A 23,417-nucleotide genomic window follows, 5' to 3' on the forward strand; every position below is an offset into this window, starting at 1 on the left:
TGGCGGTCCGCCCGAGGCTGTTCATCCTTGGCGATACCGAGGGTCTGACATGCGCAGTATCCCTATCCGTCCGCGGATGCTCTGGCCCGCGCTATGTGCCGGCCTCGCCGTCGTCACTATCCCCGACGCGGAGGCGAACACTCTCTCTATTCAAACTCCCTCTATCGACACGAAGATCGCGCTCGCCGGTTCGGTACTGGGCCGCGAGGGTCAGCCGATTGGCGGCGCGACGGTCCAGGTCCTCGCATTCGGGGCCAGGGCCAAGAACGCGGGCGGCACCGCCACGACGGACGGTTCCGGCGCATTTCAGCTGGAAGAAATCGACCGGCGCTCCGTGCCCCACGAGGTCACGCGCGCCGGAACCTATACAGAGACGTACCCTGCCGACCTGCATCGACCCTCGTCCGCGGGATCGATCAGCGTCGGCAACCTTACGCTCGCCGACCCGGACGGCGAGCAGGAGACGGGCTCGACGCGCTCGAGCTCCCGCGCGGCTGACGCCGAGAAGGTCGTCCGCCGCGTCGCCGACGCCGATGATTCGGTCGTCGATTGCAAATGCACCGTGAGCGCAGATCCGGGCCCGGAGCGCTCATACGAATCGGACACCTCGGATTCGCACCCCGAGGACTCGAACCTGCGTTTCCCGGAGGTCGCCAGCGGCGGCGCTCGCCTCGCGGTCACCGGGACGCACACGATCTACGTCGCGAAGTGATGCCACGCGTCCGCGTCGCCCGAGCCCGGGGCGGCGCGGGCGCGAGGTATCACCCCGCAAGGACGGCGCCGTGGAGCAGCGCCGCCAGGGCCGCGCCCACCAGCGGCCCGAGCACGGGCACCCACGCATAGCCCCAGTCGCCGTCGCCCTTGTGGCGCAGCGGCAGGACCGCGTGGGCCAGCCGCGGCCCGAGGTCGCGCGCGGGGTTGATGGCGTAGCCGGTCGGTCCGCCGAGCGACAGGCCGATCGCCAGCACCAGCAGCGCGACCGGCAGCGCGTCGAGGGCCCCGAGCCCGTGGGTCGGCGCGGCGATCTGCAGCACCCCGAGGATGAACACGAAGGTGGCGATCGCCTCGGTCAGGAAGTTGTGCCCGAGGTCGCGGATCGCCGGCCCGGTGCAGAACACGCCGCGCACGGTCGCCGGATCGGCGGTCGCGTCGAACTGCCGCCGGTACGCCAGCCACACGATCACCGCGCCGACGAAGGCGCCGAGCAATTGAGCGCACATGTACGAAGGGACAGACGCCCACGCGAACTTGCCGCGCAGCGCCAGCGCCAGGGTCACCGCCGGGTTGAGGTGCGCCCCGCTGGCCGCCGCGACCGCGTAGACCGCGACGAACACGGCGGCGGCCCAGCCGACGGTGATGGCGATCAAACCCCCGCCCTGCCCGTGCGTGCGCGCCAGCGCGACGTTGGCGACGACGCCGTCGCCGAGGACGATGAGGATCGCGGTCCCGAGGAGCTCGCCGGTGAAGGGGGTCATCGCCGCGAGGATAGACCGGGCCCGGCCGGGTCGTCAGCACCGCCGGCGAGCTGCAGACGCAGCGCCTCGCAGCGGAGCAGGGCGCCGGCGAGGGCGCGCACCTCGGCATCGACGCTGGGCTGTCGCGGGTCGCTCTCGTTCGCCGCGAGCTCGGCTTCGAGGCGGCGCAGGTCGGTGCAATCGCCGAGCAGGGTGGCCGCGGCGCAGCGGGCGATCGGGTGGGGCGCGTGGGCGAGGATTTTGGGTGCGAGCGGCGCCCAGTCGGCGCGGGGCAGGCCGAGGCGGCGCATCGCCTGGGCGAGGAGGTACTGCTCCGCCCGGTCCGTGCTGCCATGCGCTTGGCGGCGCAGCTCGGCGGCCGCTGCGAGATCGGCGGGGACGCGCTCGAGCAGCGCCTGCGCGATCCACCGGCGCCGGACCCGGTCGGTCTCGGCCGCCAGCAGCTCGCGCAGGCGCTCCGGGCCGTCGGGGTGCTCGCCGAGCCGGCGCAGGGCGGTGTCCATGTTCGGGCTGTTCGGCTCGGTGTCGGGGGAGATTCCTCCCAGTCGCTGCATGCCCAGCTCGCGCCACGCCGGCCGGGCGAGCAGGGCGGCGACGGCCAGCCACCGCAGGTTCGCGCTCCATTCGCCGGCGTCGGCCAGGTGGCACCACAGCGTCTGCGCGAACTCCCAGCGGCCGCGCTGTTCGGCCACCACCGGGGCCGTCATGGCGGCCCAAGCCAGAGTGAGGCAGCTCGGATCGCCGTGCAGCAGGGTCAGGACGCGGTCGATCCCGTCGCGCAGGAGCCCCTGTGCGAGCGCCCAGTTGGCCGCGTCGTGGCTGCGACGATCGTCGCAGCGTAGCATCGCCACGAACGCGGCGGCGGCCGTCTCGTCGCCGCGGTGGGCCGCGACCAGGCAGGCGATCGCGCGCAGCTCGGGCGTCTCCTGGGCCATCAATTGCCCGCACAGCTCGTCCGCGGCGGCCGGCCCCGATCGCAGCAAGGTGGCGACGATCTGCGCATTCACTTCTTGCAGGGCGATGGTTCGGCTGAGCTCGGCGAGCTCGGAAATGTCGTCGGCGAGGGCTGCGACCGCCTCGGCGCGCCGCGTCGACGACGACAGCAGCAGGGCCGCGGTGAAGAGGCGCACGATCGGGCTCCGACCCTCGTCGGAGAGGAGTGCCAGCAGTCGGGCTTCGGCCGTGGTGCCGGCGAGATCGCCGAGCCAGGCCACGACCTGAGCGTCCCAGGGCCAGCCGAAGCGGTCGAGGCTCCGCGTCAGCAGCTCGCGCTCGGCGTCGGTCCACGGACCCATCGCTGCGAGCCCCTCGGCGAATGGGGTGAGGACGGCGTGCTTGTCGAGCAAGCGCGCCAGCAGCCGCGGCCGGGCCGCCGCAGCGGTCACGGCGACGACCACGTGCACGAGCGGCAGGAGCCTCGGGCCCGAATCCAGCTGCACGCTGTACTCGGGGATCGCAAAGGTGAATCCGCGCCCGCCGGTCGCCTCCGACCATTCCCACAGCCGCCGCGCGCCCGGCCAGCGCGGGCCGATCGGGCGCAACGCGGCCGCGAGCCCGCGCATGTCGAGCTCGCCGAGCGAGGCCTGAGCGATCCACAATTCAGTGAGAGTCGCCGCGAGCGGCCCGAATTCAGGCCCCGGCGCCTCGATCTCGGCGAAGCAGCGCACCGCGAATTCGCCGGCTGCCAGCAATTGCGAAGAGGCGAGCGGCGCACAATCGGCGAACACCCGCTGCACGGCTCGCACCGCCAGCGGCGCGTCGTGCCCGGCGAGCAGGCCGCAGGTCATCGGCAGGACCTCCGTCCAGGTGCCCTGCTGCCAGTCGGCGAATCGTGCCAGGATCACCTCCTCGGTGGATTCGGCGAGCGCGTCGGCGGCGAAGAACTCGAGCAGGGATCGGTGCACGAAGCCGTAGCTCTCGCCGCCGAGCTGGGAGAGCGCGTGCACGTCCAGCTTGAGCTCGGCGATCAGGTCGTCGGCGCGGGCGGCCGCCTCGTCGCGGCTCAGGCGTTCGCGCTCGCGGAAGAAGCGGGCGGCGAATCGATGCAGCGCGGCGTGTTCGATCACGTTCTCGGCCCCGCGCTCGACCGCGGTCAGCATCGTCCACGCCAGGCCGCGCAGGAACGCCATCCGTCCGCTCGCGTCGAGGAGCAGCGGCCGGCGTCGTTCGGCCCACGTGCGCACCATGAGCGCGGAGATCTCCGCCAGCACGCGCTGTCGCTGCTGCAGCGGCGTCCCCTTGCGGGCCAGCACCAGCACGAACGTGGCGATCAGCGGCGAGCGCATCTGCTCGCGCACCGACGCGGTGGAGAGGGCCCGCTGCAGCGCGGCCTCGTCGATCAGGCCGGCCTCTCGCCAGCGCCGGCCGAGGTGCGTCAGGGTCGCGTCGTCGAGCGGGCACATCTCGTGGATCGCGTAGCCCGCCTCGCGCAGGGCCTCGCGCGGGCCGGCGACGCCGCGCGGACGCGTCGTCACCAGCACCGGGCCGCGGTGGCGCAGGTTGGCCAGCTGCTCGACGCAGCGGGAGCGCAGGTCGGCGTCGGCGATCTCGTCGAGGCCGTCGACGATCCACGTGAGCCGGTCGGCCAGGGCGAGCGAGCGCAATTGCAGCTCCGACAGCGGCACCCCATCCTCGCCGAAGGCCTCGCCGAGGAAGCGCAGGAGGTCGCGTCGGCCCGTCTGCCGGGCCGCCCACGTCGCGTAACGGCCCAGCTCGATGCGGACCGGGGTGCGCTCCGCGACCCCCAATTGCTCGATCAGCGCCCTGCGGGCCACCACGCTCTTGCCCGCGCCCGGGTCGCCGAGCAGCACCAGCCAGCGCGTCTGCTTCGGCCACAGCTCGAGCACCGGCGCGGCCGCCTCGACCACCTGCGTCGGCGGAATCTCGGTCCGCTGCCTTTTCTCCGCTTCATCCTCGATGCGTGGTTGCTGCGGCGGCGCGAGGGGTCGGGAGGTCAGCGGGATCCACACGCGATCGAGGTCGTAGTCCGCGTCGTCGAGGAACCTGGCGACCTGCGTGTCGAGCGGCGGGCGGCGGGCCGTGCGGCGGGCGTGCTCGGCGTAGCGCTCGCGGGCCTCGTTCAGCGACGGATCTTCGTGCTCCACGAGCCAGGCGGCGATGATGCGAGCGAGCTCCTCGCCGCGATTGCCGGCTTCGCCCTCGAGGGCCGCGAACAGCTCGAGGGTGCGGCCCTGTTCCTGGCAGCACTTCACCACGTTGTGGGCGAGCGTCTTCGCCGGCGCCCCGACCGGCAGTTCGCTGCTGAGCTCCGGACCGAGCTGGAGGTCGACCAACTGCCACAGCTTTTGCGGGTCGGTGTAACGGCGGACGAGGAAGGCGTGCAGGTCGGCGGCGGCCGAGGCCATCGGCCCACGGTACCACACGCGGCAGGCCGCTCCTCGACGGGACCACGCCGCCGGCGGCGAGGGCCCCGGGATGGCCCGGGTCCGAGGAGGGGCCGGCGCGCGGGTATGTTCTAAAGGACAGGTGGCGCGCAGGGCGTCACAGGCGCTGCCACAGCTTGCGCTGACCCGAGGCCGACGCCTCGGCGATCGTGTCGACGAGGTGGTGCAGCTTGACCGCGTCGCGGAAGTTCGGGGCGATCGAGGTGCCCTCGACGAGGTCGCGGGCGAAGGCGGCGTACAGCTGCGCGACCTGGTGGGCGTCCTCGGACAGGCCGCCGCGCGGCGACCACGAGTAGCGCTCCGGCGTCGCCAGCCTCGCCAGCGGCTGATCGTCGCCGCGGGCGCCGGAGAGCGCGAGGTCGTGGCCGAGCACGAGGTCGCCCTCGGTGCCGGTGAGCACGGTCTGGAGGATCGGGCCGTTGCGCTTGCCGCCCTCGAAGTGGGCCGAGAGCACCGCGCCGCTGGCGAGCGTGCCGCTGATGAGCACCTGGTCGGGCGCGGTGACCGGCAGGATCTCCCCGGTCTCGAGGATCCGCGTCTCGTCGAACTGGCGGGCCACCACCGCCGACAGGGTGTGGAAGTCGCCGACCGCCGCCAGCACGGTGTCGAGGAAGTGCGCGCTGACGGTGGCCAGGGTGTTCACGCCGCTGGCCGCGTCGGCGGTATATGCATAGGCCTGGGGCCGGGTCGCTCCCAGCAGCGGCACCGCCACGTGCAGGGTCGCCGAGCGCAGGCGACCGACGTAGCCCTGGACCAGCAGGTCGCGCAAGTAACGGACGCCCGGCGCCAGCCGCCGCTGCAGCCCGATCACCGTGCGCACCCCGGCCTGCTCGGCCAGCGCCGCCAGCTCGCGCGTCTCGGCCGACGACACGCCCAGCGGCCACTCGCTGAACACGTGCTTCTTGGCAGCCAGGGCGGCGCGCACCAGCGGCGCGTGCTCGGGCGCCCGCACCGAAACGACCACGAGGTCGACGTCGGAGTGCTCGATCAACTTGCTGGCCCGATCGAAGGCATGCGTCGCGCCGAAGCGCCGCGCGGTCTCCTCGGCGCTGGCCTGCCGGGTGGTCGCCACCGCCTCGAGCCGGAAGGCCGGCAAGGTCGCCAGCGCCGGCAGGTGAGACTGGACGGCCCAGCCCGAGTTCGGGCTGGCGCCGATGATGCCCACCCGGATCTTGCGCTTCACGTCAGAGTCGCTCATACCCGCTCCTTGCAGCCCCTCGCTGCGGTGATTTCGTTCAGGTGCCGGCCGCCAGGGCCCGCCTCCGCGTGGAGGCCAGCCAGCCGAGAATGATCAGTGTCAACATTCGGTCCTCGCCACACTGCACCGGCGTCGGGCGCGGGTGCGAAATAAACGGTTCGACGGCTCGCTACCCACAAGAAGAACGACGGCAGACGCGTCGTCGCGCGGGCAGGTGCTCCCACTCCTCAGAGGCCGCGACGACAGCGTCGACAGCGGCCCGACAGCCGGCGACAACACGCTCGACCCGCGCCGTGCCCCGAACGGCGCCCCTGCGCCGCCGACCTCGCACCCGTGTGGAGCTCGTGAACCTCGCCCTGCATCGAGTGGAGATGGTTTCATTAAAATAGAAATTGTCAAGTAGAATATTCTTGCGCGGAAGTGCGCATAGTGCCGTAGAGTCGGCTTGTGCGGCAGGTTTTGCGGGAATGACGGCGCAGTCTGGTGGCGCGTTCATTCCATTTTTTCACGGAAATGAACGACATGCGAAGCGCGGCTCGCGGCCCGAGATGTCCGAAGAGACATGCTCGACGACCTCGGCTCGCGGTCGAACCAGTCGCGCGAGCTCGTCGCGGCGCGAGCTGTCTGAAGGGACATGCGTGGGAACAGGACGCGATCGAGCTCCCGACGCGCACGCGAGCTGTCCGAAGAGACATCGACGCGATCGGGGCTCGCTCGAACCATGGCGCGCGCGACCCTCGGCGCGGCGCGAGACGACCCATCGAACCTCGATTCGACGAAGAAGGGTGAACCTGTCGAGCCTGACTCGATCGCGTCGGTCGGGTCCGGGCGCCCCTGACGACCTCTGCACGACCCGCGAGGTTCCTCGCGCGGCCGAGGGGCCGACGGCGTCGGTCCCATGTCGCGCGCCGTGCCCCCGTTTCGGCTACGATGCCGTGTTCACCCTACAGGGGATGCCATGATGACTTCGACTCGACCTGTACTCGTGTTCTCGCTCCTCGTCGCGGCCCCCGCGTGCGGAGATGGTGATCCCGCAAGCTCGGCGACCGCCGGCGAGACGACCGAGACGACCGCGACGAGCGTGACGAGCGTGACGACCGCGACGCCCACGACGACCACGACGACCGGGGCCACCATGAGCGGGGGTGAGACCGTCCCCACGACCGGGTCCGAGACCACCAGCGCCGGGGCCACGGAGACGAGCGGTCCTGGGACCGGTTCGACCATGGGCGCGAGCAACACCAACGGCCCGCTCCTCGACGTCGGCGTCGAGACCGGCAGCGACACCGGCGAGATCGTCACCTGCGACGACGCGGCCAGCAAGCCCTCCAACTTCGGGTGCGAGTTCTGGGCGGTCGACATGGACCAGGTCGACGGACTCAGCGACCCCGCGAGCGCCCCCTGGGGCGTGGCGATCTCGCCCGCCGGATTCGGCGACACCGAAGTCACGATCGAGATCAACCTCGCGCCGCCTGGCCAGCCGCTCGACCTCATGGTGGTCAAGCAGCTGACCGTCGGGCAGGACGAGGTCGTGCCCGTCGAGCTGCCCACGCGCGAGCTCGACTGCGGGGTCAAGCCGAACGACTACGCCTCCCCCGGGACCTGCCTGTCGTCGAACGCCTTCCGGATCACCTCCACGGCGCCGATCGTCGTCTATCAGTTCAACGTCTTCAAGAACGCCTTCTCGAACGACGCGTCGCTGCTCCTGCCGACGCCGGCGCTCGGCAAGTACTACCGGGTGCTCGGCTGGCCGGCGGGCCACCCGATCCCGATCCTCGGCATCATCGACCGCTCCGCGGTGACGATCGTCGGCACCACCGAGCAGACGAAGGTGAGCGTGTATCCGAGCTGGCGGATCAAGGGCAACCCGCCGATCCCGGCGACCCCGGCGGGGCAGGCGATCGTCGTCACGCTCGGGCCCTTCGACGTGCTCAACCTCGAGACCGACGACGCCACCTTCCAGGACAACAGCAAGACCATGGCCGATCTCAGCGGCACGGTGGTCCTCTCGGACAAGCCGGTGGCGGTCTTCTCCGGGGTCGAGACGACGTCCGCCCCCGGCGGCGTGGTCGACATCCCGAAGTATCCCGGCTGGCCCGAGGACGGCACCTGCTGCCTCGATCACCTCGAAGAGCAGCTCTTCCCGGTCGAATCGACCGGCAAGAACTACGTGCTCACCCGCAGCCCGATCCGCTCGACCGGCAGCTACCACGAGCCCGACGTGATCCGCTTCGTCGGCGCCGCGGAGGACTCGGTCGTGACCACCAGCCTGCCGGCGCCCTTCGACATCTTCTCGCTCAAGCCGGGCCAGGTGCGGACGACCTGGGCCGACGAGGACTTCGTCGCCACCGGCACCAAGCCGTTCATGATCGGCCAGATCCTGGTCAGCCAGGAGTACGTCGACGGCAACTACACCGGCGATCCCTCGCTGACGGTCTACCCCCCGGTCGAGCAATACCGCGATCAATATCGGCTCCTCACCCCGGCCGACGACGGCGTCTGGGGCTGGCAGACCAACTACGTCGTCTTCTCGACCGAGCCGACCAACACGATCACCATCGACGGCGTCGAGCCGGCGAACTGCGTGATCACCCCCGCCGGCAACGTCAACGGCAAGGATTACGAGTCGCGGCGCTGCCCGGTCAGCGAGGGCGTCCATGCCGTCAAGGGCGACACGCCGTTCGGCCTGGTCGCCTACGGCTACGGTCCGGCCGGGTCGTACGCCTTCCCCGGCGGCGCGGACGTCGAGCCGATCTACGAGCCGCCGATGTAGGGCGGCAGCAATCCCGGCGGTGTACGCCCGCGGTAGCGGGCGGCCGTGCCCTCTACGTATTCGGATCGGACGCAGGCGGCGGTCGCTCAGGAATCGCTGCAGGGCGAATCGGGGCACGGACCGTCGAGTTCCGCATGGACACCCTCGACATGATCCTCGGCGAATCCGCAGCTGGCCGCAGGCGACCCGACACTTTTTAAAATGTTGCAGCAATCAGTCGGCAGTTCGACGAGGGGTGTCCTTCTGATGTCGATGCGGCCGATCTGCTCGCTGGACAGCTTCGCCTCGTCGGCGATCGCGGCGCGAACCTGGTCAGGCGAGATATATTCCTTCAAGCGTGTCCGAGAGGCATTTCGACCCGGTGCGGCTCGGCCCGGCGCAGTCCTCGCCGTTCGCGGCGAAGGGTGGCAATGTCCGGACCCCGAACGCTGCGCGCACAACACGGTAGGCGCGCAATGCCGTAGTTCGCAATGCCGTAGGATTGAGGCCCCGCCCTGCGCGGGGCTACGGCGGCATGGATGCCCATGCCCGGCAGTGATACAAGAGCATGGCATGTACACCCGAGCCACGGTGTTCTCGCTCTTGCTGTCAAGCCCGGCGCTCGCGGCTCCGCCGTCGCGCCCGACCGCTCAAGAGCTCGATCGTATGCTGGCGACGATCAAGGGCGCACACCCCGACCACGCGCCGAAGGGCAAGATCCGGCCCGTCGAGGACCTCGTGAAGGTGGCGGAGGAAGCGGGCCAGGCGCTCGAGTACGCACCGACGCAGGCGCTACAGCGGCTCATGAACTACGTGCACGCGGCGCGGATCGTGGCCTACGAACGGACGGGAGATCCCTCGCATGCGTGTGCACTGCTCGAAGACGCCGATCTGCTCCTCTCATCCCGCAAGGACGCTCCCGATCCCGTGATCAAGGAGGCGTATCAGGCGCGAGGCGAGGCCACACAGATCTGTGTGCCGTCCGGTCCGACTGTGATCTCGAGCGCTTCGGTCTCGACGCCGGAGCCGGGGCCAGCCACACGAGAGCCAGCCGCACCGGCGCAGGCGGAGCCAGGGACATCGGCGTCGGTCATGAAGGAACCAGGTCCGCAACGAGAACGGGAGGACGAGCTTCCATTGCGGGGAGGACAGCGCAAGGCGAAGGCCGTGGTGGGGGTCTTTGCGGCTGCTGGTGGTATCTCGGCTCTCACGATCGGCGCCGCCGTATTCGCGGCAGTGACCAAGGACCGGCTCCGCGAGGGTGTGCGAGAGCTTCAGGAACAGGGCTATCGTCTGCCCGCGGACGACGTCTTCCTCGACCTCAGCTACCGCCACTACAAGCTCGGCGCCGGTCTGGCGATCGGCAGCGGGATTGCTGCGGCGGCGCTGTTCGGTGCGGGTGCTTGGTTGGTCCGCAGAGGCAAGGCAGAGCAGCCGAAGCGTGTGAGCCTGACACCGTTCGGAGGTGCGCGACAGGCAGGGTTGATGTTGTCTGGCCGCTTTTAGCGCGATTTCGCGAGGGGCGATTTCGTGCTACGGTGGGCCATGCGCCCCTGGCTCGCCCCGACCCTGGCCCTCACTCTCGCCCCGCTCGCCGGTTGCAACGAGGTGGACGCGCTCTATGCGGCCGGCAAGGCGGTTCCGCCCGGGGAGCCGACGGCGACGACAGGGACGACGGGGACAGGGGGCCCAGGCGAGCAGACGAGCGACACCACGGGTGCTAGCAGCGGCGAGGGCACAGGCGGCGCGACCTCCGAGGGTCCAGACGCGACGTCGTTCGGCCCGACGTCCATCGGGACCGACTCGATGGGCGATGCACCGGTCGAGCCGCCCTCGATCGAGGTGTTGATCGTTCCCTTCAAGGTCACGACCGCCGGACCGATGCCGGTCTCCGTGTACGCGAAGCATGCGCTCACCGCGAAGGTCGTGCTCGACGACAAGGAGACGTTTTATCTCGAGAACGAGGGGGACGCCGACCTGGACGGCGTGGACCTGTTCTCCGGTGCGATCCCCATCTACGGGAGTCCGGACAACGGGCTGCACAGCCTCGTCGCGACCGTGCAGCGCGGCGAGCTCACGGACGAGCTCGGGCGAAAATTCGAGGTGTCGACGCCGCCCGCAGGGGCGCTCGCGTGGGAGAAATTCGGCGGCGCGGGAACCAAGGATTCGCGGCTGGCCGTGACCTCGGACGGCTCCGTGGTCGAGGGGGGCGCGCTCACGATCAACGGCGTCGCGCACCCCGCAATTCGTCTCCGCGACCCGATCACGGGGAACGACCTGTGGCCGGAGGGAACGCGCGTCTTGGACGCCCGCGAGGGATCCATCGCGGACATCGCCCTGACCCAGAACGGCGACGTGTGGGTCGCCATGAACGTCAAGGACGGCAACGTCTGGACCGCGAGGCTCGCACTCTTCACGCCGGACATGGCGCCGACGGGAGCGCAGCTGGAGAAGCCGGGGGCGACGATCCAGGCGATCGACACCACCGACGCGGGCGGGTGTTTCGGCGCCGGGTTCTTCACGACCCTCTACGGGGACACCGACATGCTGGTGTGGCACGTCGCGGCCGACGGCACGCCGATCCTGTCCGGCCTCCCATGGGACTACACGCCGGACGAGAAGCCGCATCAGTTCACGGATCTGGCGTTCGACGTCGTGGTTTCCAAGCTCACCGACGAAGCCTGGATCGTGGGGGGAGCGCGGGGTAAGCACAATCTCAACGAGCCCGCTTCGGAGACGCGAGCGGTCATCGTCCACGTGGACATCGACACCTTCGAGCACCTTAGCCCGGTCTTCATCCGGCCGCCCAAGGGAAATATTCAGCAGAGTCTGTTCCTCGGGGCATGGATCGAGACCGAGGGTCTGCTGGTCACCGGCTATCAGTGCGACATGATGTGCCTCGGCCAGAGCGTCATCGCGGAGCGATACAGCCTTGCAGGGGTCCCGCAGTGGGGATTCGAGACTCCTCCGAACGGCGCGTCGGCCGGCAACGCCATCGCCAGCACCACGCACGGGACCATCGTCATCGCCGCGATGATGAAGGAAGGCGACACGACACACGGCTTCCTGCTCGGTCGGGCAGGCGCAGAACAGGCGTTCGCCCCGGTGGCTTTTCCGGGATCGGGGACGTCGAGCGCGACCTCCTTCGTCGTGGGCCCGTACGATTGGCTGTTTGGCGGCGGCAACGTCACGATGGGCGGTGTGCCCCAGGGCTACGTCCTGCGCCTGCATCCGTAACGGGCTCCAGCCGTAGCGATCGCACGGCACGGATGTCCGCGTCACTGCGGGATGAAGGCCCCGCAGGTCTCCTTGACCAGCTCTGCCGCTTCGGCAAACGTCGGGACGAAGGTGTCGCCGCAGACGTCGCCGAAGACGCGGTGCGGGAATTGCTCGGCGAAGATCCGCAGGGGGTTGATCTTGGGGATCCCGTCGTCGTAGGCGCAGTCCGCCTTGGGGGGGTCCTCGGGCAGAGGGTTGACGATGGCCGCCATCACCACGGCGTCGAGGTCGCCCCCCTTCGCCGCGATCACCTTCTCGGCCCAGAAGGCCGGGGTCTTGATCGATTTTTCATCGGCCGAGTCCATCACCATGACGATCACGAGGAGCGCGTCGGGGCGCAAGAACCCCTCGTTGCATCCTCCCTCCGCGTTGATCTCCGGCGCCACCGTCGCCGCGATCCCCGTCATCATCGGTGTGTCGGGTCCGAAGGTGCCCACGCTGGCGATACACTTGAATTGCTCGTTCAGGTCGGGCTCGTCCTTGACGACGATGTAGCGACGACCACCGGCCAGCTCGCAAGGGTAATTGGTCGCATGAGGCCCGGCGTTGAACAAGATCCCCGCGCCCATCTGCGAGTCACAAATCGTGGTCAGTCCCTGCGAGCCGCACATGTACTCTTCCGCATTCGGGCCGCAGTCGGGGTAGTACTCCGGGCAACGGACGCTTTCACACGTGCTGCCTGTCCATTCGCCATCGACGTTGGCGACCATGATATGCGCGTCGAAGTCCGCGAAATCTTTTTTAATCGTCGTCATGAAGCCGTCGAAGCTGGAGAGCAGGGCCTCCGTTTCTTGCTTCATCGTGAAGAGGCGGGAGATCGCGAACAAGAAGTCGATCTTGCCCTTGCAGCCCTCGGGTTGATCCGGCCCGAAGTCGGGCATGGCCCCCATGTCCGGCACCGACGCCTGGCTCGAGCCCGGGTCGCCGGCGGAGCTGCTCGAGCTTGTCGAGCTGCTCGAGCTTGTCGAGCTCGTGGAGCTGCTCGAGCTACTCGCGTCGGTCGACTCGGCCGGCCCGGTCGGGCCCTCGCCCGGGCCGGTCGAGAAGCCCGGCTGCGCCGGTCCGTTCTGGCAGGCGGCGAGGAGTAGTAGAGAAGCGAGCGCGCGCACGGCCCTAGCGTAACCGGCGTCGCGGGCGCGTGTCGAGCCCGCGCGCCTGGTCGCGACCTCCGCCCACTCTCATTGAAAAACTCTGCGCCTGTCGCGGCTGTTGCGGCTGCTTGTGGCTAGCGACCGGGCGAGATGGGACATGGAGGGCTGGGCACCGCACCTTCATCGTCGCGCCCGCGGCCGCAGAGAGCGCCACCAACCTCAGGGCCGGTGGTCGAGGCCCCCGCCTGCGACCTGGCCGTCCACCTTCAGGGGACCCTTTCGTGTGCACTGCTCGACGCGGACGGCTCGGCGAGCGCCGGGCCCGCCTGGGCACCGGCTTGGAGCTGCAAGAGGAGCCGACGTTGCCACAACCCAAACCAAATCGAAATGACAATCGCCAGCAGGACCACCACGAGTGTCGGCGTCCAGGTCGGGTAGAAGAGCGCCAGGACGCATCCGACGTCGAACACGAAGCGGGCGGCCGGCGCGGCTCGCCCGAACAGCCGCTCGAAAGCATAGTCCCAGAATTCGGCAGTTGCCACGATCGGCCACTCTGACCGCGGCCGCTGGAGCGGAATGAGCTCCCGCGGCGGCTCGCATTCGGCCGTTGCCACGATTGGCAACTCTGACCGCGGCCGCTGGAGCGGAACAAGATCTCGCGGCGACTCAACGAGCAGACCTCGCGGGCTCGGTGGGGTTGCTTGAGCCTCGGCAGGCGCCGCATCAAGGGCGGCTCTGTGCCCCGCGAGCAGAAGCCGCCGGCGGGCGAAGTATCTCCGGCTCCATCGCTCCACCAGCCCACCCCAGACGGCAAAGAATGCCAGGAGCCCCAACGCCTGCTGCCACCACACGAGGGCAAAGAAATTGGTACAGGTAAAGAAGACGGCGGCGCCGGCCCAGAAGATGATGGCGATGGGTGTCAGCAAGGCGCGAGACCAAAATTGGTTCGTCGCCAAAAAGCCCCACGGCTGTGGCGGCAGCGGCTTGTCCAATGGATTAACTTGGCGCGAGGGCAAGGTGCCTCCTGGATCACTTGTTCTGGGCCCCGTTGCACTTGTCGGCGATGTATCCGGAAACCTTCCAGTATGCGGCCGTTCCGGCGTTTCCACACATGGGGATATTCTTCCAGAGGATGCCGCAGGTCCCGCCGAGAATGATGCTTGCGGTGGCGCCAGCGATAACCCCTGCGACCGTACATTTGAGGTCCCGGACATCCACTGTCGCGGCGGAGAGCGCCTCCGTGATGACTTTCTCGTGCCAGACCTGCACGATGCTCGCAGCGACAGCATGGGCCTGCGGAGGGGTGAGGGTGGACAAGTCAATTGTCTGCCAGGCGACCGCACCGTCGACGAACCCGACCTCCGCCACGATAGCGTCGTCGACCGTCACGAGGCCGCGCCCGGAGCCCTCGCCCTCCGTATACATGGCCAAGGACACGCGACGGACCCCCCGCAGATCAAAGCCGATCTCGAGAGCGCCGTCGGCCGCGTCCGCATCTATATTCTCGAGAGCGACGGGTGCCTCGAGTCTGGCGAGGAAATCGTCGGTTGTAGCGGGCGGGGCGAGCGCTGTGGGTCTCTCCGCGCTCTCTGCGGCTGGCGGCGCGGCGGCGAGGGAGAGAAGGAGGGACGCGATGGCAGGGGGGTGACGCATGCCTGCCCCTCCATGGCTCATTCTGCAGGCGCGCAGGGCGCACAGGCAGACGGAAGCCGGCGCAGCCGCGTGGCGACTCGTGGGGAGCAGACGGTGAATATGCAGGCGGGGGTAGCGATCCGCATTCGCGATGCTGCCGCCGACGATGAGCGCGCCGGAGCAAGCCGTCGAGCAGGTGCGCACGGGGAGCTGTGGTTGCCTACACAACCCTGCTCCGGCAGCATGATTGCCGCGAGTGGGGATCGGCGGACGCAAACGCAGGTCAGCGAGCGCTCTGGCTATATGTCCGAAGAGACATATGGCTGGCTCGCCTCGCCGAGCTCGCTCGCGCCCGCTCGCGCCCCCGGGACATGTCTGAAGAGACATGGTGGGCGCCGCGCTCGCGCCCGCGCGCGTCGCCGGCTCAGGGCGCCCGGCGCGGCTTGCCGAACAGGCGCCGGCGCAGCAGGTTGCGCTTCACGGGCCGCTTGCCGGCGTCGTCGGGCGGCTCGCCGTCACGGGTGATCCGCAGCTGGCCGCCGGCGACCCACACTTTTTTGAGGTGCTGCAGCAAGTCGTCGGGTAGCTCGGCGGGCAGCTCGACGAAGGTGTGGTCCTTCTGGATGTCGATGCGGCCGATCTGCTTGCTGGACAGCTTCGCCTCGTTGGCGATCGCGCCGACCAGGTTGCCGGGCTTGAGGCCGTGGAGATGACCGACCTCGACGCGATAGGCGGCCATGCCGGGCTCGGGGCCGCGGGGCGCGGGGCGGGCTTCGGGCTCGTGTCGCTCCGGCGCGAGCAGGAACGGCTCGCCCTTGCGGACCAGCTTGGCCAGGGCGGCGGCGATCTCGAGCGCGGGGATGTTGTCCTCGCGCTCGAGGTCCTCGATCACGCTCTGGAACGGCTCGAGGCCGCCGGCGGCGATGCTCTCGCGGATCTGCTGCTTGAAGCGGGCCAGCCGGACGTCGTTGACCATCTTGACCGTCGGCAGCTCCATCGGCGTGATCGGCTGCCGGGTCGCGCGCTCGATCATCCGCAAGAGGCCGCGCTCGCGCGGGGCGACGAACAGGATCGCCTCGCCGCTGCGCCCGGCCCGGCCGGTGCGGCCGATCCGGTGGACGTAGCTCTCCGGGTCGGTCGGCACGTCGTAATTCATGACGTGGCTGATCCGGTCGACGTCGAGCCCGCGCGCGGCCACGTCGGTGGCGACGAGGATGTCGATCGCGCCGTCGCGCAGCATGGCGATGGTCCGCTCGCGCTGGGCCTGCGGGATGTCGCCGTTGATCGCCGCGGCCGCGAAGCCGCGCGCCTGCAGCCGCTCGGCCAGGTCGTCGGTGGCGACCTTGGTGCGGGCGAACACGATCATCGCCTCGAACGGCTCGGCCTCGAGGATCCGCGTCAGGGCGTCGAGCTTGTGCAGGCCGCTGACGACCCAGTAGCGCTGGCGGATGTTGTCGGCGGTGCGGCTCTTGCCGGCGATCGTGACCTCGACCGGCTCGCGCAGGTAGGTCTGGGCGATCCGCCGGATCGGCGGCGGCAAGGTGGCCGAGAACAGGGCGGTCTGCCGCGCGGCCGGGGTGGCGCGCAGGATCGTCTCGACGTCGTCGATGAAGCCCATGCGCAGCATCTCGTCGGCCTCGTCGAGCACGACGTGCCGCAATTGCGAGAGGTCGAGCGAGCCGCGGCCGAGGTGGTCGATGATCCGACCGGGCGTGCCGACCACGACGTGGACCCCGCGGGCGAGCGTCGACAGCTGCGGGCCGTAGCTCTGGCCGCCGTAGATCGGCAGCACGCGGAAGCCCGGCAAATGGGAGGCGTAGCGCTGCAGCGCCTCGGCGACCTGGATCGCCAGCTCGCGCGTGGGCGTGAGCACGAGCGCCTGCAGGACCGGCCGGCTGCGATCGAGGCGAGCGAGGATCGGCAGGGCGAACGCGGCGGTCTTGCCGGTGCCGGTCTGGGCCTGACCGAGGAGGTCGCGCCCGGCGAGCAGGTGCGGGATCGTCTGCGACTGGATCGGCGACGGCGTCTCGTAGCCGACGTCGCCGAGGGCCCGCAGCAGCGGCTCGGGCAGGTCGAGCGCGGCGAAGCCGGTCGGCGGGAGGAGGTCTTCGTCGGCGCTCATGGCCTGCCACGTCTACCCGATAAAACGGGCCGCGGGACCCGCGGCGGTGTGCCGTTGGACACGCCGCCCGGCGTCAAACGTGCTGAACGTCCCGGTTCGGCGGCTCGTGAGCGGCGGCCTGGACGGAGGTCGCCCGGCAACGGCGGTCATGAGTCCGTCATCCGTGGTGCGTCGGGCGTCGGGGCGCGGCTCGTGGCGTCGACCGCGGCCGGGCGTCGACGACGCCGTACTCCTCGTCGACTCGCTGCCGGGCCCCGGGCGACGTGATGTTCGCCATCGCCGTCGCGGCCGAGGGGGCGGTGGCCGGCATGACGATCGACGTCGAGTTGCAGGCGGAGGAGCTGGCCGAGCGCGTCCGCCGGAGCTCGCCGGCGTCGCACGCGGGGTGACCCTCGGTCCGGCGCTCGCGGACCGCGTCCCTGCGGCCCGCGCCGCGTTCGCGGCGGGATGTCGATTGCCGCTCCGCCCATCTCATCCATAAACCCGGCATGAATCAGGATCGCACCCCCGAGGAGCAGGCGGATGACACTCACGCCTGGCTCGCCAACCTCGCCCGTGAGCTGTTCCAGACCGAGCAATCGGCCGTCCGTCACCCTCGCCTCGAAGCGGAGCGCCTCGGCGACGTGCCGCCCGCCCGGCGCCTGCGGGCGATCGCGGAGCACGCGGAGTCGGCGTTGGCCGAGTTGCCGGGGCTGGCGGAGCGACACCGCTTGCCCGTGAGCCCCACGGGTCGAGTCGTCGGCACTGCGTTCTCCGTGGCCCGCGATCAACTCGCGGACCTGTTCCTCAGCCTCGAGCGCTCGTATCGCGGCACGCTGCTCGGCCTGCGCCACGGCGTCGATCTGATGATTCTGTTCGAACAGGTCGCCCGTCACGACGGCGCCGTCGCGCTCGCCGACTGGTCCGCCACCTGGCTCGACCGCCGGCAGGCCCTGCTCAGCGAGGCCGAGCAGGCCCTCTCCTGGTTCGCAGAGCACCCCGCGCGCGCCCTCGAGGCTGCGACCCATCGGCCGCTCGCTCGCGCCTTTCGCGCCACGGTCGCGGGCATCGAGCACCTCGCCGACCGCCTGCGCCAGCCGCGACGTCCTCCGCCCTCGGTCAGCCGGGCCTCGGCTCCCCGGGCGGAGTAATCAGCGCTGCGGCGGTGCGCGGCGACCCGCGCCGCGCACCGCCGCTTCAGCTCACGCCGGCTCGCAGCCGCAGCCGGTCTCGTCGAAGAAGTGCACCATGCCGTCCGGGCAGGAGAACTTGATCGCGAGGCACGCGACCGGGTCGTGGCTCACGTACTCGCGCTTGCCGCCCTCGGCCGCCGGCTGGCAGATGCCGCCACAATCGGCGCCGCCGTCGGCCGGGTCGCAGCCGTCGTCGGGGATGTCGACGCACTCCTGGCCTTTCGGGCAGGCGTCCCCGGCGAAGCCGCCGCAGTAGATCGGGTCCTCGCAGAGGCCGATGCAGTCGGCGCCGCCGTTGGCCGGGTCGCAGTCGTCGTTCGGGTCGTCGACGCAGACCTGTCCCTCGGGGCAGGCGGTGCCGGCGAAGCCGCCGCAGGTGGCCGGGGCGTCCTCGCAGAGGCCGATGCAGTCGGCGCCGCCGTTGGCGGGGTCGCAGTCGTCGCCCGGGTCGTCGACGCAGACCTGTCCCTCGGGGCAGGCAGTGCCGGGGAAGCCGCCGCAGGTGGCGGGGCCCTTCGCGGCGCCCTCGCAGAGGCCGATGCAGTCGGCGCCGCCCTTCTCGGGGTCGCAGTCGTCGCTCGGGTCGTCGACGCAGACCTGTCCTTCGGGGCAGGGAGTGCCGGGGAAGCCGCCGCAGTAGACCGGGGCGTCCTCGCAGATGCCGATGCAGTCGGCGCCGCCCTTCTCGGGGTCGCAATCGTCGTTCGGGTCGTCGACGCAGACCTGTCCTTCGGGGCAGGGAGTGCCGGGGAAGCCGCCGCAGCTGGCGGGGCCCTGCGGGGCGTCCTCGCAGATGCCGATGCAGTCGTCGCCGCCCAATTCGGGGTGGCAATCGTCGTTCGGGTCGTCGACGCAGACCTGTCCGTCGGGGCAGGGGAGGCCGACGAAGCCGCCGCAGGCGACCGGGCCGGGGTCCTGGCAGACGCCGATGCAATCGGCACCGCCCTTCTCCGGGTCGCAATCATCGTTCGGGTCGTCGACGCAGACGAGGTCGCCCGGGCATTCGAGGCCCGCGAAGCCGCCGCAGGCCTGGGGCAGCTCGCCCTTGCGTGACGTGACGTCCTCGGAATCGCAGCCGGCGAGGGCGGCGAGGGCAAGCGTGAGAGGGGTGAAGCACCTAAGGTATTTGCGCATGATGTCTCCGTGACCCTTCGGTTATGGAAGGGGCATGGAGGATGTGATCGAGGAGGGCCAATTGGATCGACCAGTCCCTGCAATCGATCGAGAGGAAACGTCCGCTTCCCCGCGTGAAACATCGGCGTCGACGCGTGATTGGCCGCGCAACCCTGGGCATTCCGCTGCAGAGCACGGCTCGCGGGCCGCCGAGCGGGCGCGGGCGCAACGGGCGGTAAAGCCCTGGAGCGCGGCCTTCCGCGCGAATGGCACAAGAGCCAAAGAAGGGTCGACTCCGCGCATGGAGGAGGCCTCTCGACCCCGACCAATTCCAACAAGAGCCGTGATCCGGGCGATACTCGGTGCACGGAGCCGCGCTGCCGACAATGACACGCCCCCGCGAAACCCCTTTTAAAAGAATTGCCCATTCATCGTAGGATCACCGGGATGTCCGACCGCTTCAGCCGCACCGCGCTCCTCGCCGCCTTCGCCCGGGCCGCGCACGCTCGCGAACCCGCGTTTCGCGGGCCCGACGTGCTGGCGGAGCGCCTCCTCGACGGGTGGATGCGCGTGGTGCTGAAGATCCCGCCCGTTCGTCACGCGGTGCGACGGATCTACGAGCGGCGCATGCCGGGGACGTTCGAGTTCCTGGCGGCGCGGTCGCACTTCTTCGACGAGGTCGTGCGAGAGCAGCTGGCCGCCGGCGCGCGCCAGGTGGTGATCCTCGGCGCCGGCTTCGACACCCGCGCCCACCGCTTCGCCGGGCCGGCAGCGCGTCGCGGGGCGACGTTCTTCGAGGTCGACGCGCCGGCCACCCAGGCGGAGAAGCGGCGTCGTGCGGCCCGACTCGGCGCCGCGCCGCACGTGCGCTACCTCGCCGTCGACCTCAACCGCACTCCGCTCGCCGACGCGCTGCACGACGGAGGCTTCGACCCGTCGGCGCGGACGGTGATCCTCTGGGAGGGCGTGACCTTCTACCTGGGCGAGCAGGCGGTCGACGCGGTGCTGCGGTTCGTGGCCAGCGGCACGGCGGCCGGCAGCGTGATCGTGTTCGACTTCCTGTTCGAGCGCGCGGTGACCGGCAGCCAGCCGGCCCATGGGCTCGAAGAGGGGCGCGCCTTCGTGGCCTCGCGCGGCGAGCCGTTCACCTTCGGCATCGACGAGACGCAGGTCGACGCGTTCCTCGCGGCGCGCGGGCTCCGGACGCTCGCGTGCCTCATGCCCGAGGACATGCAGCGCCGCTGGTTCTCGCGGCCGGACGGCCACCAGGGCCAGGTCGCGGGCTTCTACGGGATGGTCCTCGCCGGCCGCGCCGGCGAATGACGGCGGCTCGCCGCAGCAGTCGGCCGCCGTCGGCCGGCATGCTGGACGGTGCGAAGGACTCCGGCGAGCCGGACAATTCTGCGGTCGTTCGCTGGACGCCCTTGCGAAGCGGCCTCAATCCTTGCCGAGCCGTCGAGGACGTGTTCGGCGGCGTCACCGTTCCTGCAAGGAGATGATGCTCATGTGGATCTTCCAAGCTGCCACGACCGCCCTCCAGACGGCGCTGTTCAGCGCCCTCGCCGTGTTCGCCGCGCCCGATGCGGTGACGGTCGAGCTCGACGAGGAATTCCTGGTGGACGAGTCCGACGAAGCGGCGCGCGACGTCGACACTCTGGTCTTCTTCATTCAGGACAGTACGGGCCTCGACCTGATCGCCGACGGCGCGGTGAAGCTCGGTCAACGCGGCGACTTCGTGGTCCTCCGCGGTCCGAGCCAGATCGAGGTCAAGGTGTCGCAGGGGCCGCGCGACGGCGCGAAGACCGTCAGCTACATCATTCGCCGCATCGAGTACGGAGCGCTGTACCGCCTGACCAATAACGAGACGTCCGGCTGGGACATCGACATCGAGGTGCGCCTGATCGAGCCCGGATGAGCGAACGGCGGCGACGCGGGCGACGAGGTCATTCGTCCTCGTCGTCCTCGTCGTCGGCCGTCCACAAATAACCCGACTCACTGACGACCACCGCGTCGCGCATGGACTCTTCCGGGCCGAGCATGCGGGGCTGACCGCTGCCGCTCCACGGCGGCACGTCCGCGCCGTCGCGCCGGATCTGCAGCCGCTGCCGCGCGCCGTCCCGCTCGAACTCCAGCGCGAGCAGGTCGTCGGTGCATTCGGCCGTCACCAACCTCGTGCCGAGCAGGCTCGTCTCGATGCTGCGGAACCGACGGCCGCTCGCCTCCAGCTCGGCCCGCTCGCGCTCGAAGAACTCCTCGCGGACGAGGTCGCCGTCGAGGGTGGCCCAGCTCGCCGCGGCCCACAGAGTGACCACGAGCCAGCGGGGCTCGGGCGGCCGGCCGCCCGCGAGCTGCAGGCCGAGGAAGCCCGGGCCGCCCATGCCGTAGGTGCCGAGGTGCGTCTCGACGGCGACGACCTCGGCGCCGACCGGGTCGAAGCCGCCGTCGCGGAACAGCCGCGGCGGACGGATCTTCGTCGGCAGCCCCAGGGGGTACTCGTCCTCGTCGGCCGTCTCGTCGCCCTCGACGCAGTCGATGATGCTCTTTTAAAGGGTCATCGCCGAGCCTGGCCTGTGACGGAGAGGGATGGAGCGATCGTGCGGGGCATTGCGCGCGGGGCGGACGGTCGCTTCGACATGCGCGGACGATAGCACGGTCATCCGGGCGAGGACGCTCGACCCTGCGGCCACGGGCCGGGCGAGCATGAGACACCCATCCCGCGCAGCAGCGACGTCTCATGCGGTGATTCTTCGTGGGAAGAAAGCTTTCGCGAGCGCCGCGATCGTGCGAACGTGGCGGAGATGGACGAGCTCGCCGATCTTCGCGCGGCCCTCGACGCCGCGGAGGAGCGTCTCACCACGGACGAGTTCGCCGAACTTCCGGCCGCCGAGCGCGACGGCCGGACCATTCGCGTCGTCCTCACGCGCCGCTTTTTAAAAGCGGCCCGGCGCGCCCGGATCTGGCGTGGATCGGCGCTGGCGATCACCCTCAAGAACGCGCGCTACGGCTTCGACCCGACGCGCGCGCGCAGCCTCGGCGGACGTGACGGCGTGTACTTGCTCGACCGGACGGTCGACAACTCGATGACGCGCAAGATCTACGGCCAGTTCCTCGACCGGCCGGACAGCGGGGTGGCCGAGGTCGCGAGGTTCCTCGCGGCCACGCCCGCCGAGCTGCAGGCGATACGGCTGGTCTCCCATCACCTGCGGCTCCTCGGCGTGCTGTACCGCGGTGCCTCGGCCGACTGGCTGGTGATCGTGGACTTCGACCGCCGCGCGTCGTGAGCGAGGCTGGACGACGGGGGGCCGGGGCGAGCCGGGCGCGGGGGCCGAGCCGGCCGCGGGGCCGGTGGAACGCCTGACCCGTTGGTTTTGCGGCGAAATCGGCGCAGGACGCGAGCCCTCAAAAAAAATTCCGGAGCCTTGTCGATCCGGCTCGACGCCGTTCGTCGCCTGTACGAACCAACCACCGGCGCCGAGGCGCCGCCGAGAAAGGACACGACGATGAAGGTCATGGTGATCGTGAAGGCCACGAAGGACAGCGAAGCGGGCGTCATGCCGAGCGAGCAGATGCTGGCCGAGATGGGCAAGTTCAACGAGGAGCTGGTCAAGGCGGGCGTCATGCTCGCGGGCGACGGCCTGCATCCGAGCGCGAAGGGCAAGCGGATCCAGTTCTCGGGCGGCAAGCGAAACGTGGTCGACGGCCCGTTCGCCGAGACGAAGGAGCTGATCGCGGGTTACTGGATCTGGCAGGTCCGGTCGATGGACGAGGCGGTCGAGTGGGCCCGCCGCTGCCCCGACCCGATGCCGAACGAGGACTCCGAGCTCGAGATCCGCCCGATCTTCGAGGCCGAGGACTTCGGCGCGGAGTTCACCCCCGAGCTCCGCGCGCAGGAGGACCGCCTCCGCGCCGAGCTCGAGCAGCGGCAGCAGAAGGCGTAGCGAACGCCGACAGAGCGCGGCCCCGACGTGCCACGGAGGCGCGTCCGGGGCCCTCGCGCTGCCGAGGGGCCCCGCTGCTGACCGCACGAGCGCCTCGCCAGCAGCGCAGTGTTGCCCCTGCGACACGGGATGCTCGCCGATCTCGAGGCGGCCGGTTCACATGGGCTGCGAATGCGCGGTGCGCTGAGAGACAGGTACGAAAGGACAGGGCGATAGGGCCATGTCCTTCGGGGCATGAGAG

General features: G+C 70.2%; 21 protein-coding genes. 11 read left to right on the forward strand and 10 right to left on the reverse strand.

Annotated features, from left to right (window positions below):
- The first annotated feature begins 76 nt into the window (after positions 1–76).
- Positions 77–712 carry a hypothetical protein gene (locus O0S08_RS09975; RefSeq protein ID WP_269038826.1) on the forward strand — a complete coding sequence of 212 codons (636 nt, stop codon included), beginning with the start codon at positions 77–79 and terminating at the stop codon, positions 710–712.
- Positions 713–761: 49 nt separating this feature from the next.
- Here O0S08_RS09975 and O0S08_RS09980 read toward each other — a convergent pair whose 3' ends face one another.
- The 3 genes from O0S08_RS09980 to O0S08_RS09990 all read right to left on the reverse strand — a co-directional run bounded on the left by O0S08_RS09980 (position 762) and on the right by O0S08_RS09990 (position 6,077).
- Positions 762–1,475, reverse strand: coding sequence for an MIP/aquaporin family protein (locus tag O0S08_RS09980; RefSeq protein WP_269038827.1), 714 nt, complete (start codon positions 1,473–1,475; stop codon positions 762–764).
- Positions 1,472–4,840, reverse strand: coding sequence for an NACHT domain-containing protein (locus tag O0S08_RS09985; protein WP_269038828.1), 3,369 nt, complete (start codon positions 4,838–4,840; stop codon positions 1,472–1,474). Before O0S08_RS09985 ends, O0S08_RS09980 begins: the two co-directional genes overlap by 4 nt.
- A 136-nt stretch (positions 4,841–4,976) precedes the next feature.
- A complete protein-coding gene (locus tag O0S08_RS09990; RefSeq protein ID WP_269038829.1) occupies positions 4,977–6,077 on the reverse strand; it encodes a Gfo/Idh/MocA family protein in 1,101 nt (366 codons plus the stop codon).
- A gap of 958 nt (positions 6,078–7,035) precedes the next feature.
- Here O0S08_RS09990 and O0S08_RS09995 point away from each other — a divergent pair.
- Entirely contained in the window at positions 7,036–8,850 is a 1,815-nt protein-coding gene (locus O0S08_RS09995; RefSeq protein WP_269038830.1) for an IgGFc-binding protein, read from the forward strand.
- A gap of 86 nt (positions 8,851–8,936) precedes the next feature.
- On the opposite strand, the gene O0S08_RS10000 is transcribed toward O0S08_RS09995, so the two are convergent.
- A complete protein-coding gene (locus O0S08_RS10000; RefSeq protein WP_269038831.1) occupies positions 8,937–9,185 on the reverse strand; it encodes an RNA-binding protein in 249 nt (82 codons plus the stop codon).
- 217 nt (positions 9,186–9,402) lie between these two features.
- Here O0S08_RS10000 and O0S08_RS10005 point away from each other — a divergent pair, with 217 nt between their 5' ends.
- Both O0S08_RS10005 and O0S08_RS10010 read left to right on the forward strand, forming a co-directional pair.
- Entirely contained in the window at positions 9,403–10,335 is a 933-nt protein-coding gene (locus O0S08_RS10005) for a hypothetical protein (RefSeq protein ID WP_269038832.1), read from the forward strand.
- Between the two features lie 39 nt (positions 10,336–10,374).
- Positions 10,375–12,066 carry a hypothetical protein gene (locus O0S08_RS10010; protein WP_269038833.1) on the forward strand — a complete coding sequence of 564 codons (1,692 nt, stop codon included), beginning with the start codon at positions 10,375–10,377 and terminating at the stop codon, positions 12,064–12,066.
- A 41-nt stretch (positions 12,067–12,107) separates the two neighbouring features.
- On the opposite strand, the gene O0S08_RS10015 is transcribed toward O0S08_RS10010, so the two are convergent.
- Entirely contained in the window at positions 12,108–12,989 is an 882-nt protein-coding gene (locus O0S08_RS10015) for a hypothetical protein (protein WP_269038834.1), read from the reverse strand.
- A gap of 7 nt (positions 12,990–12,996) precedes the next feature.
- On the opposite strand from O0S08_RS10015, the gene O0S08_RS10020 reads away from it, so the two are divergent.
- Positions 12,997–13,230, forward strand: coding sequence for a hypothetical protein (locus O0S08_RS10020; protein ID WP_269038835.1), 234 nt, complete (start codon positions 12,997–12,999; stop codon positions 13,228–13,230).
- A gap of 235 nt (positions 13,231–13,465) precedes the next feature.
- Here O0S08_RS10020 and O0S08_RS10025 read toward each other — a convergent pair whose 3' ends face one another.
- The 3 genes from O0S08_RS10025 to O0S08_RS10035 form a co-directional block, all read right to left on the reverse strand.
- Positions 13,466–14,191, reverse strand: a complete 726-nt coding sequence (locus O0S08_RS10025; protein WP_269038836.1) for a hypothetical protein — start codon at positions 14,189–14,191, stop codon at positions 13,466–13,468.
- Between the two features lie 37 nt (positions 14,192–14,228).
- Positions 14,229–14,852, reverse strand: coding sequence for a hypothetical protein (locus O0S08_RS10030; RefSeq protein ID WP_269038837.1), 624 nt, complete (start codon positions 14,850–14,852; stop codon positions 14,229–14,231).
- Positions 14,853–15,255: 403 nt separating this feature from the next.
- Positions 15,256–16,953, reverse strand: a complete 1,698-nt coding sequence (locus O0S08_RS10035; RefSeq protein ID WP_269038838.1) for a DEAD/DEAH box helicase — start codon at positions 16,951–16,953, stop codon at positions 15,256–15,258.
- A gap of 266 nt (positions 16,954–17,219) precedes the next feature.
- Between O0S08_RS10035 and O0S08_RS10040 the strand changes: the two genes are divergently transcribed.
- Positions 17,220–17,342, forward strand: coding sequence for a hypothetical protein (locus O0S08_RS10040; protein WP_269038839.1), 123 nt, complete (start codon positions 17,220–17,222; stop codon positions 17,340–17,342).
- Positions 17,343–17,441: 99 nt separating this feature from the next.
- On the forward strand, positions 17,442–18,083 hold the full coding sequence (locus O0S08_RS10045) for a hypothetical protein (RefSeq protein ID WP_269038840.1): 642 nt from the start codon (positions 17,442–17,444) through the stop codon (positions 18,081–18,083).
- A gap of 51 nt (positions 18,084–18,134) precedes the next feature.
- Here the strand turns inward: O0S08_RS10045 and O0S08_RS10050 are convergent, their stop codons facing one another.
- Complete coding sequence (locus O0S08_RS10050) at positions 18,135–19,259, reverse strand: hypothetical protein (protein ID WP_269038841.1); 1,125 nt, start codon at positions 19,257–19,259, stop codon at positions 18,135–18,137.
- 426 nt (positions 19,260–19,685) lie between these two features.
- Between O0S08_RS10050 and O0S08_RS10055 the strand changes: the two genes are divergently transcribed.
- The gene (locus O0S08_RS10055) at positions 19,686–20,561 is read left to right on the forward strand and encodes a class I SAM-dependent methyltransferase (protein WP_269038842.1); all 876 of its coding nucleotides are present in this window, start codon (positions 19,686–19,688) and stop codon (positions 20,559–20,561) included.
- Between the two features lie 181 nt (positions 20,562–20,742).
- Positions 20,743–21,153: a hypothetical protein gene (locus tag O0S08_RS10060; RefSeq protein WP_269038843.1), complete on the forward strand. Its 411-nt coding sequence runs from the start codon at positions 20,743–20,745 to the stop codon at positions 21,151–21,153.
- Between the two features lie 28 nt (positions 21,154–21,181).
- Here the strand turns inward: O0S08_RS10060 and O0S08_RS10065 are convergent, their stop codons facing one another.
- The gene (locus O0S08_RS10065; protein WP_269038844.1) at positions 21,182–21,616 is read right to left on the reverse strand and encodes a hypothetical protein; all 435 of its coding nucleotides are present in this window, start codon (positions 21,614–21,616) and stop codon (positions 21,182–21,184) included.
- Positions 21,617–22,027: 411 nt separating this feature from the next.
- Between O0S08_RS10065 and O0S08_RS10070 the strand changes: the two genes are divergently transcribed.
- Both O0S08_RS10070 and O0S08_RS10075 read left to right on the forward strand, forming a co-directional pair.
- A complete protein-coding gene (locus O0S08_RS10070) occupies positions 22,028–22,519 on the forward strand; it encodes a hypothetical protein (RefSeq protein ID WP_269038845.1) in 492 nt (163 codons plus the stop codon).
- Positions 22,520–22,738: 219 nt separating this feature from the next.
- Complete coding sequence (locus O0S08_RS10075; protein ID WP_269041950.1) at positions 22,739–23,176, forward strand: YciI family protein; 438 nt, start codon at positions 22,739–22,741, stop codon at positions 23,174–23,176.
- Positions 23,177–23,417: the final 241 nt, after the last annotated feature.

It is taken from the genome of Nannocystis punicea (genome assembly GCF_026965555.1).
Lineage (GTDB): Bacteria > Myxococcota_A > Polyangia > Nannocystales > Nannocystaceae > Nannocystis > Nannocystis punicea.

What these genes read in the sequence shown, in the direction of transcription:
- O0S08_RS10005 (WP_269038832.1), top strand. Translation starts at nt 9,403, where the DNA reads ATGTACACCCGAGCCACGGTGTTCTCGCTCTTGCTGTCAAGCCCGGCG.
- O0S08_RS10065 (WP_269038844.1), bottom strand. Translation starts at nt 21,616, where the DNA reads ATGGGCGGCCCGGGCTTCCTCGGCCTGCAGCTCGCGGGCGGCCGGCCG.
- O0S08_RS10055 (WP_269038842.1), top strand. Translation starts at nt 19,686, where the DNA reads ATGTCCGACCGCTTCAGCCGCACCGCGCTCCTCGCCGCCTTCGCCCGG.
- O0S08_RS10040 (WP_269038839.1), top strand. Translation starts at nt 17,220, where the DNA reads ATGTTCGCCATCGCCGTCGCGGCCGAGGGGGCGGTGGCCGGCATGACG.
- O0S08_RS10010 (WP_269038833.1), top strand. Translation starts at nt 10,375, where the DNA reads ATGCGCCCCTGGCTCGCCCCGACCCTGGCCCTCACTCTCGCCCCGCTC.
- O0S08_RS09980 (WP_269038827.1), bottom strand. Translation starts at nt 1,475, where the DNA reads ATGACCCCCTTCACCGGCGAGCTCCTCGGGACCGCGATCCTCATCGTC.
- O0S08_RS10060 (WP_269038843.1), top strand. Translation starts at nt 20,743, where the DNA reads ATGTGGATCTTCCAAGCTGCCACGACCGCCCTCCAGACGGCGCTGTTC.
- O0S08_RS10050 (WP_269038841.1), bottom strand. Translation starts at nt 19,259, where the DNA reads ATGCGCAAATACCTTAGGTGCTTCACCCCTCTCACGCTTGCCCTCGCC.
- O0S08_RS09975 (WP_269038826.1), top strand. Translation starts at nt 77, where the DNA reads ATGCTCTGGCCCGCGCTATGTGCCGGCCTCGCCGTCGTCACTATCCCC.
- O0S08_RS09995 (WP_269038830.1), top strand. Translation starts at nt 7,036, where the DNA reads ATGATGACTTCGACTCGACCTGTACTCGTGTTCTCGCTCCTCGTCGCG.
- O0S08_RS09985 (WP_269038828.1), bottom strand. Translation starts at nt 4,840, where the DNA reads ATGGCCTCGGCCGCCGCCGACCTGCACGCCTTCCTCGTCCGCCGTTAC.
- O0S08_RS10035 (WP_269038838.1), bottom strand. Translation starts at nt 16,953, where the DNA reads ATGAGCGCCGACGAAGACCTCCTCCCGCCGACCGGCTTCGCCGCGCTC.
- O0S08_RS10030 (WP_269038837.1), bottom strand. Translation starts at nt 14,852, where the DNA reads ATGCGTCACCCCCCTGCCATCGCGTCCCTCCTTCTCTCCCTCGCCGCC.
- O0S08_RS10020 (WP_269038835.1), top strand. Translation starts at nt 12,997, where the DNA reads ATGTCCGGCACCGACGCCTGGCTCGAGCCCGGGTCGCCGGCGGAGCTG.
- O0S08_RS10045 (WP_269038840.1), top strand. Translation starts at nt 17,442, where the DNA reads ATGAATCAGGATCGCACCCCCGAGGAGCAGGCGGATGACACTCACGCC.
- O0S08_RS09990 (WP_269038829.1), bottom strand. Translation starts at nt 6,077, where the DNA reads ATGAGCGACTCTGACGTGAAGCGCAAGATCCGGGTGGGCATCATCGGC.
- O0S08_RS10075 (WP_269041950.1), top strand. Translation starts at nt 22,739, where the DNA reads ATGAAGGTCATGGTGATCGTGAAGGCCACGAAGGACAGCGAAGCGGGC.
- O0S08_RS10015 (WP_269038834.1), bottom strand. Translation starts at nt 12,989, where the DNA reads ATGCCCGACTTCGGGCCGGATCAACCCGAGGGCTGCAAGGGCAAGATC.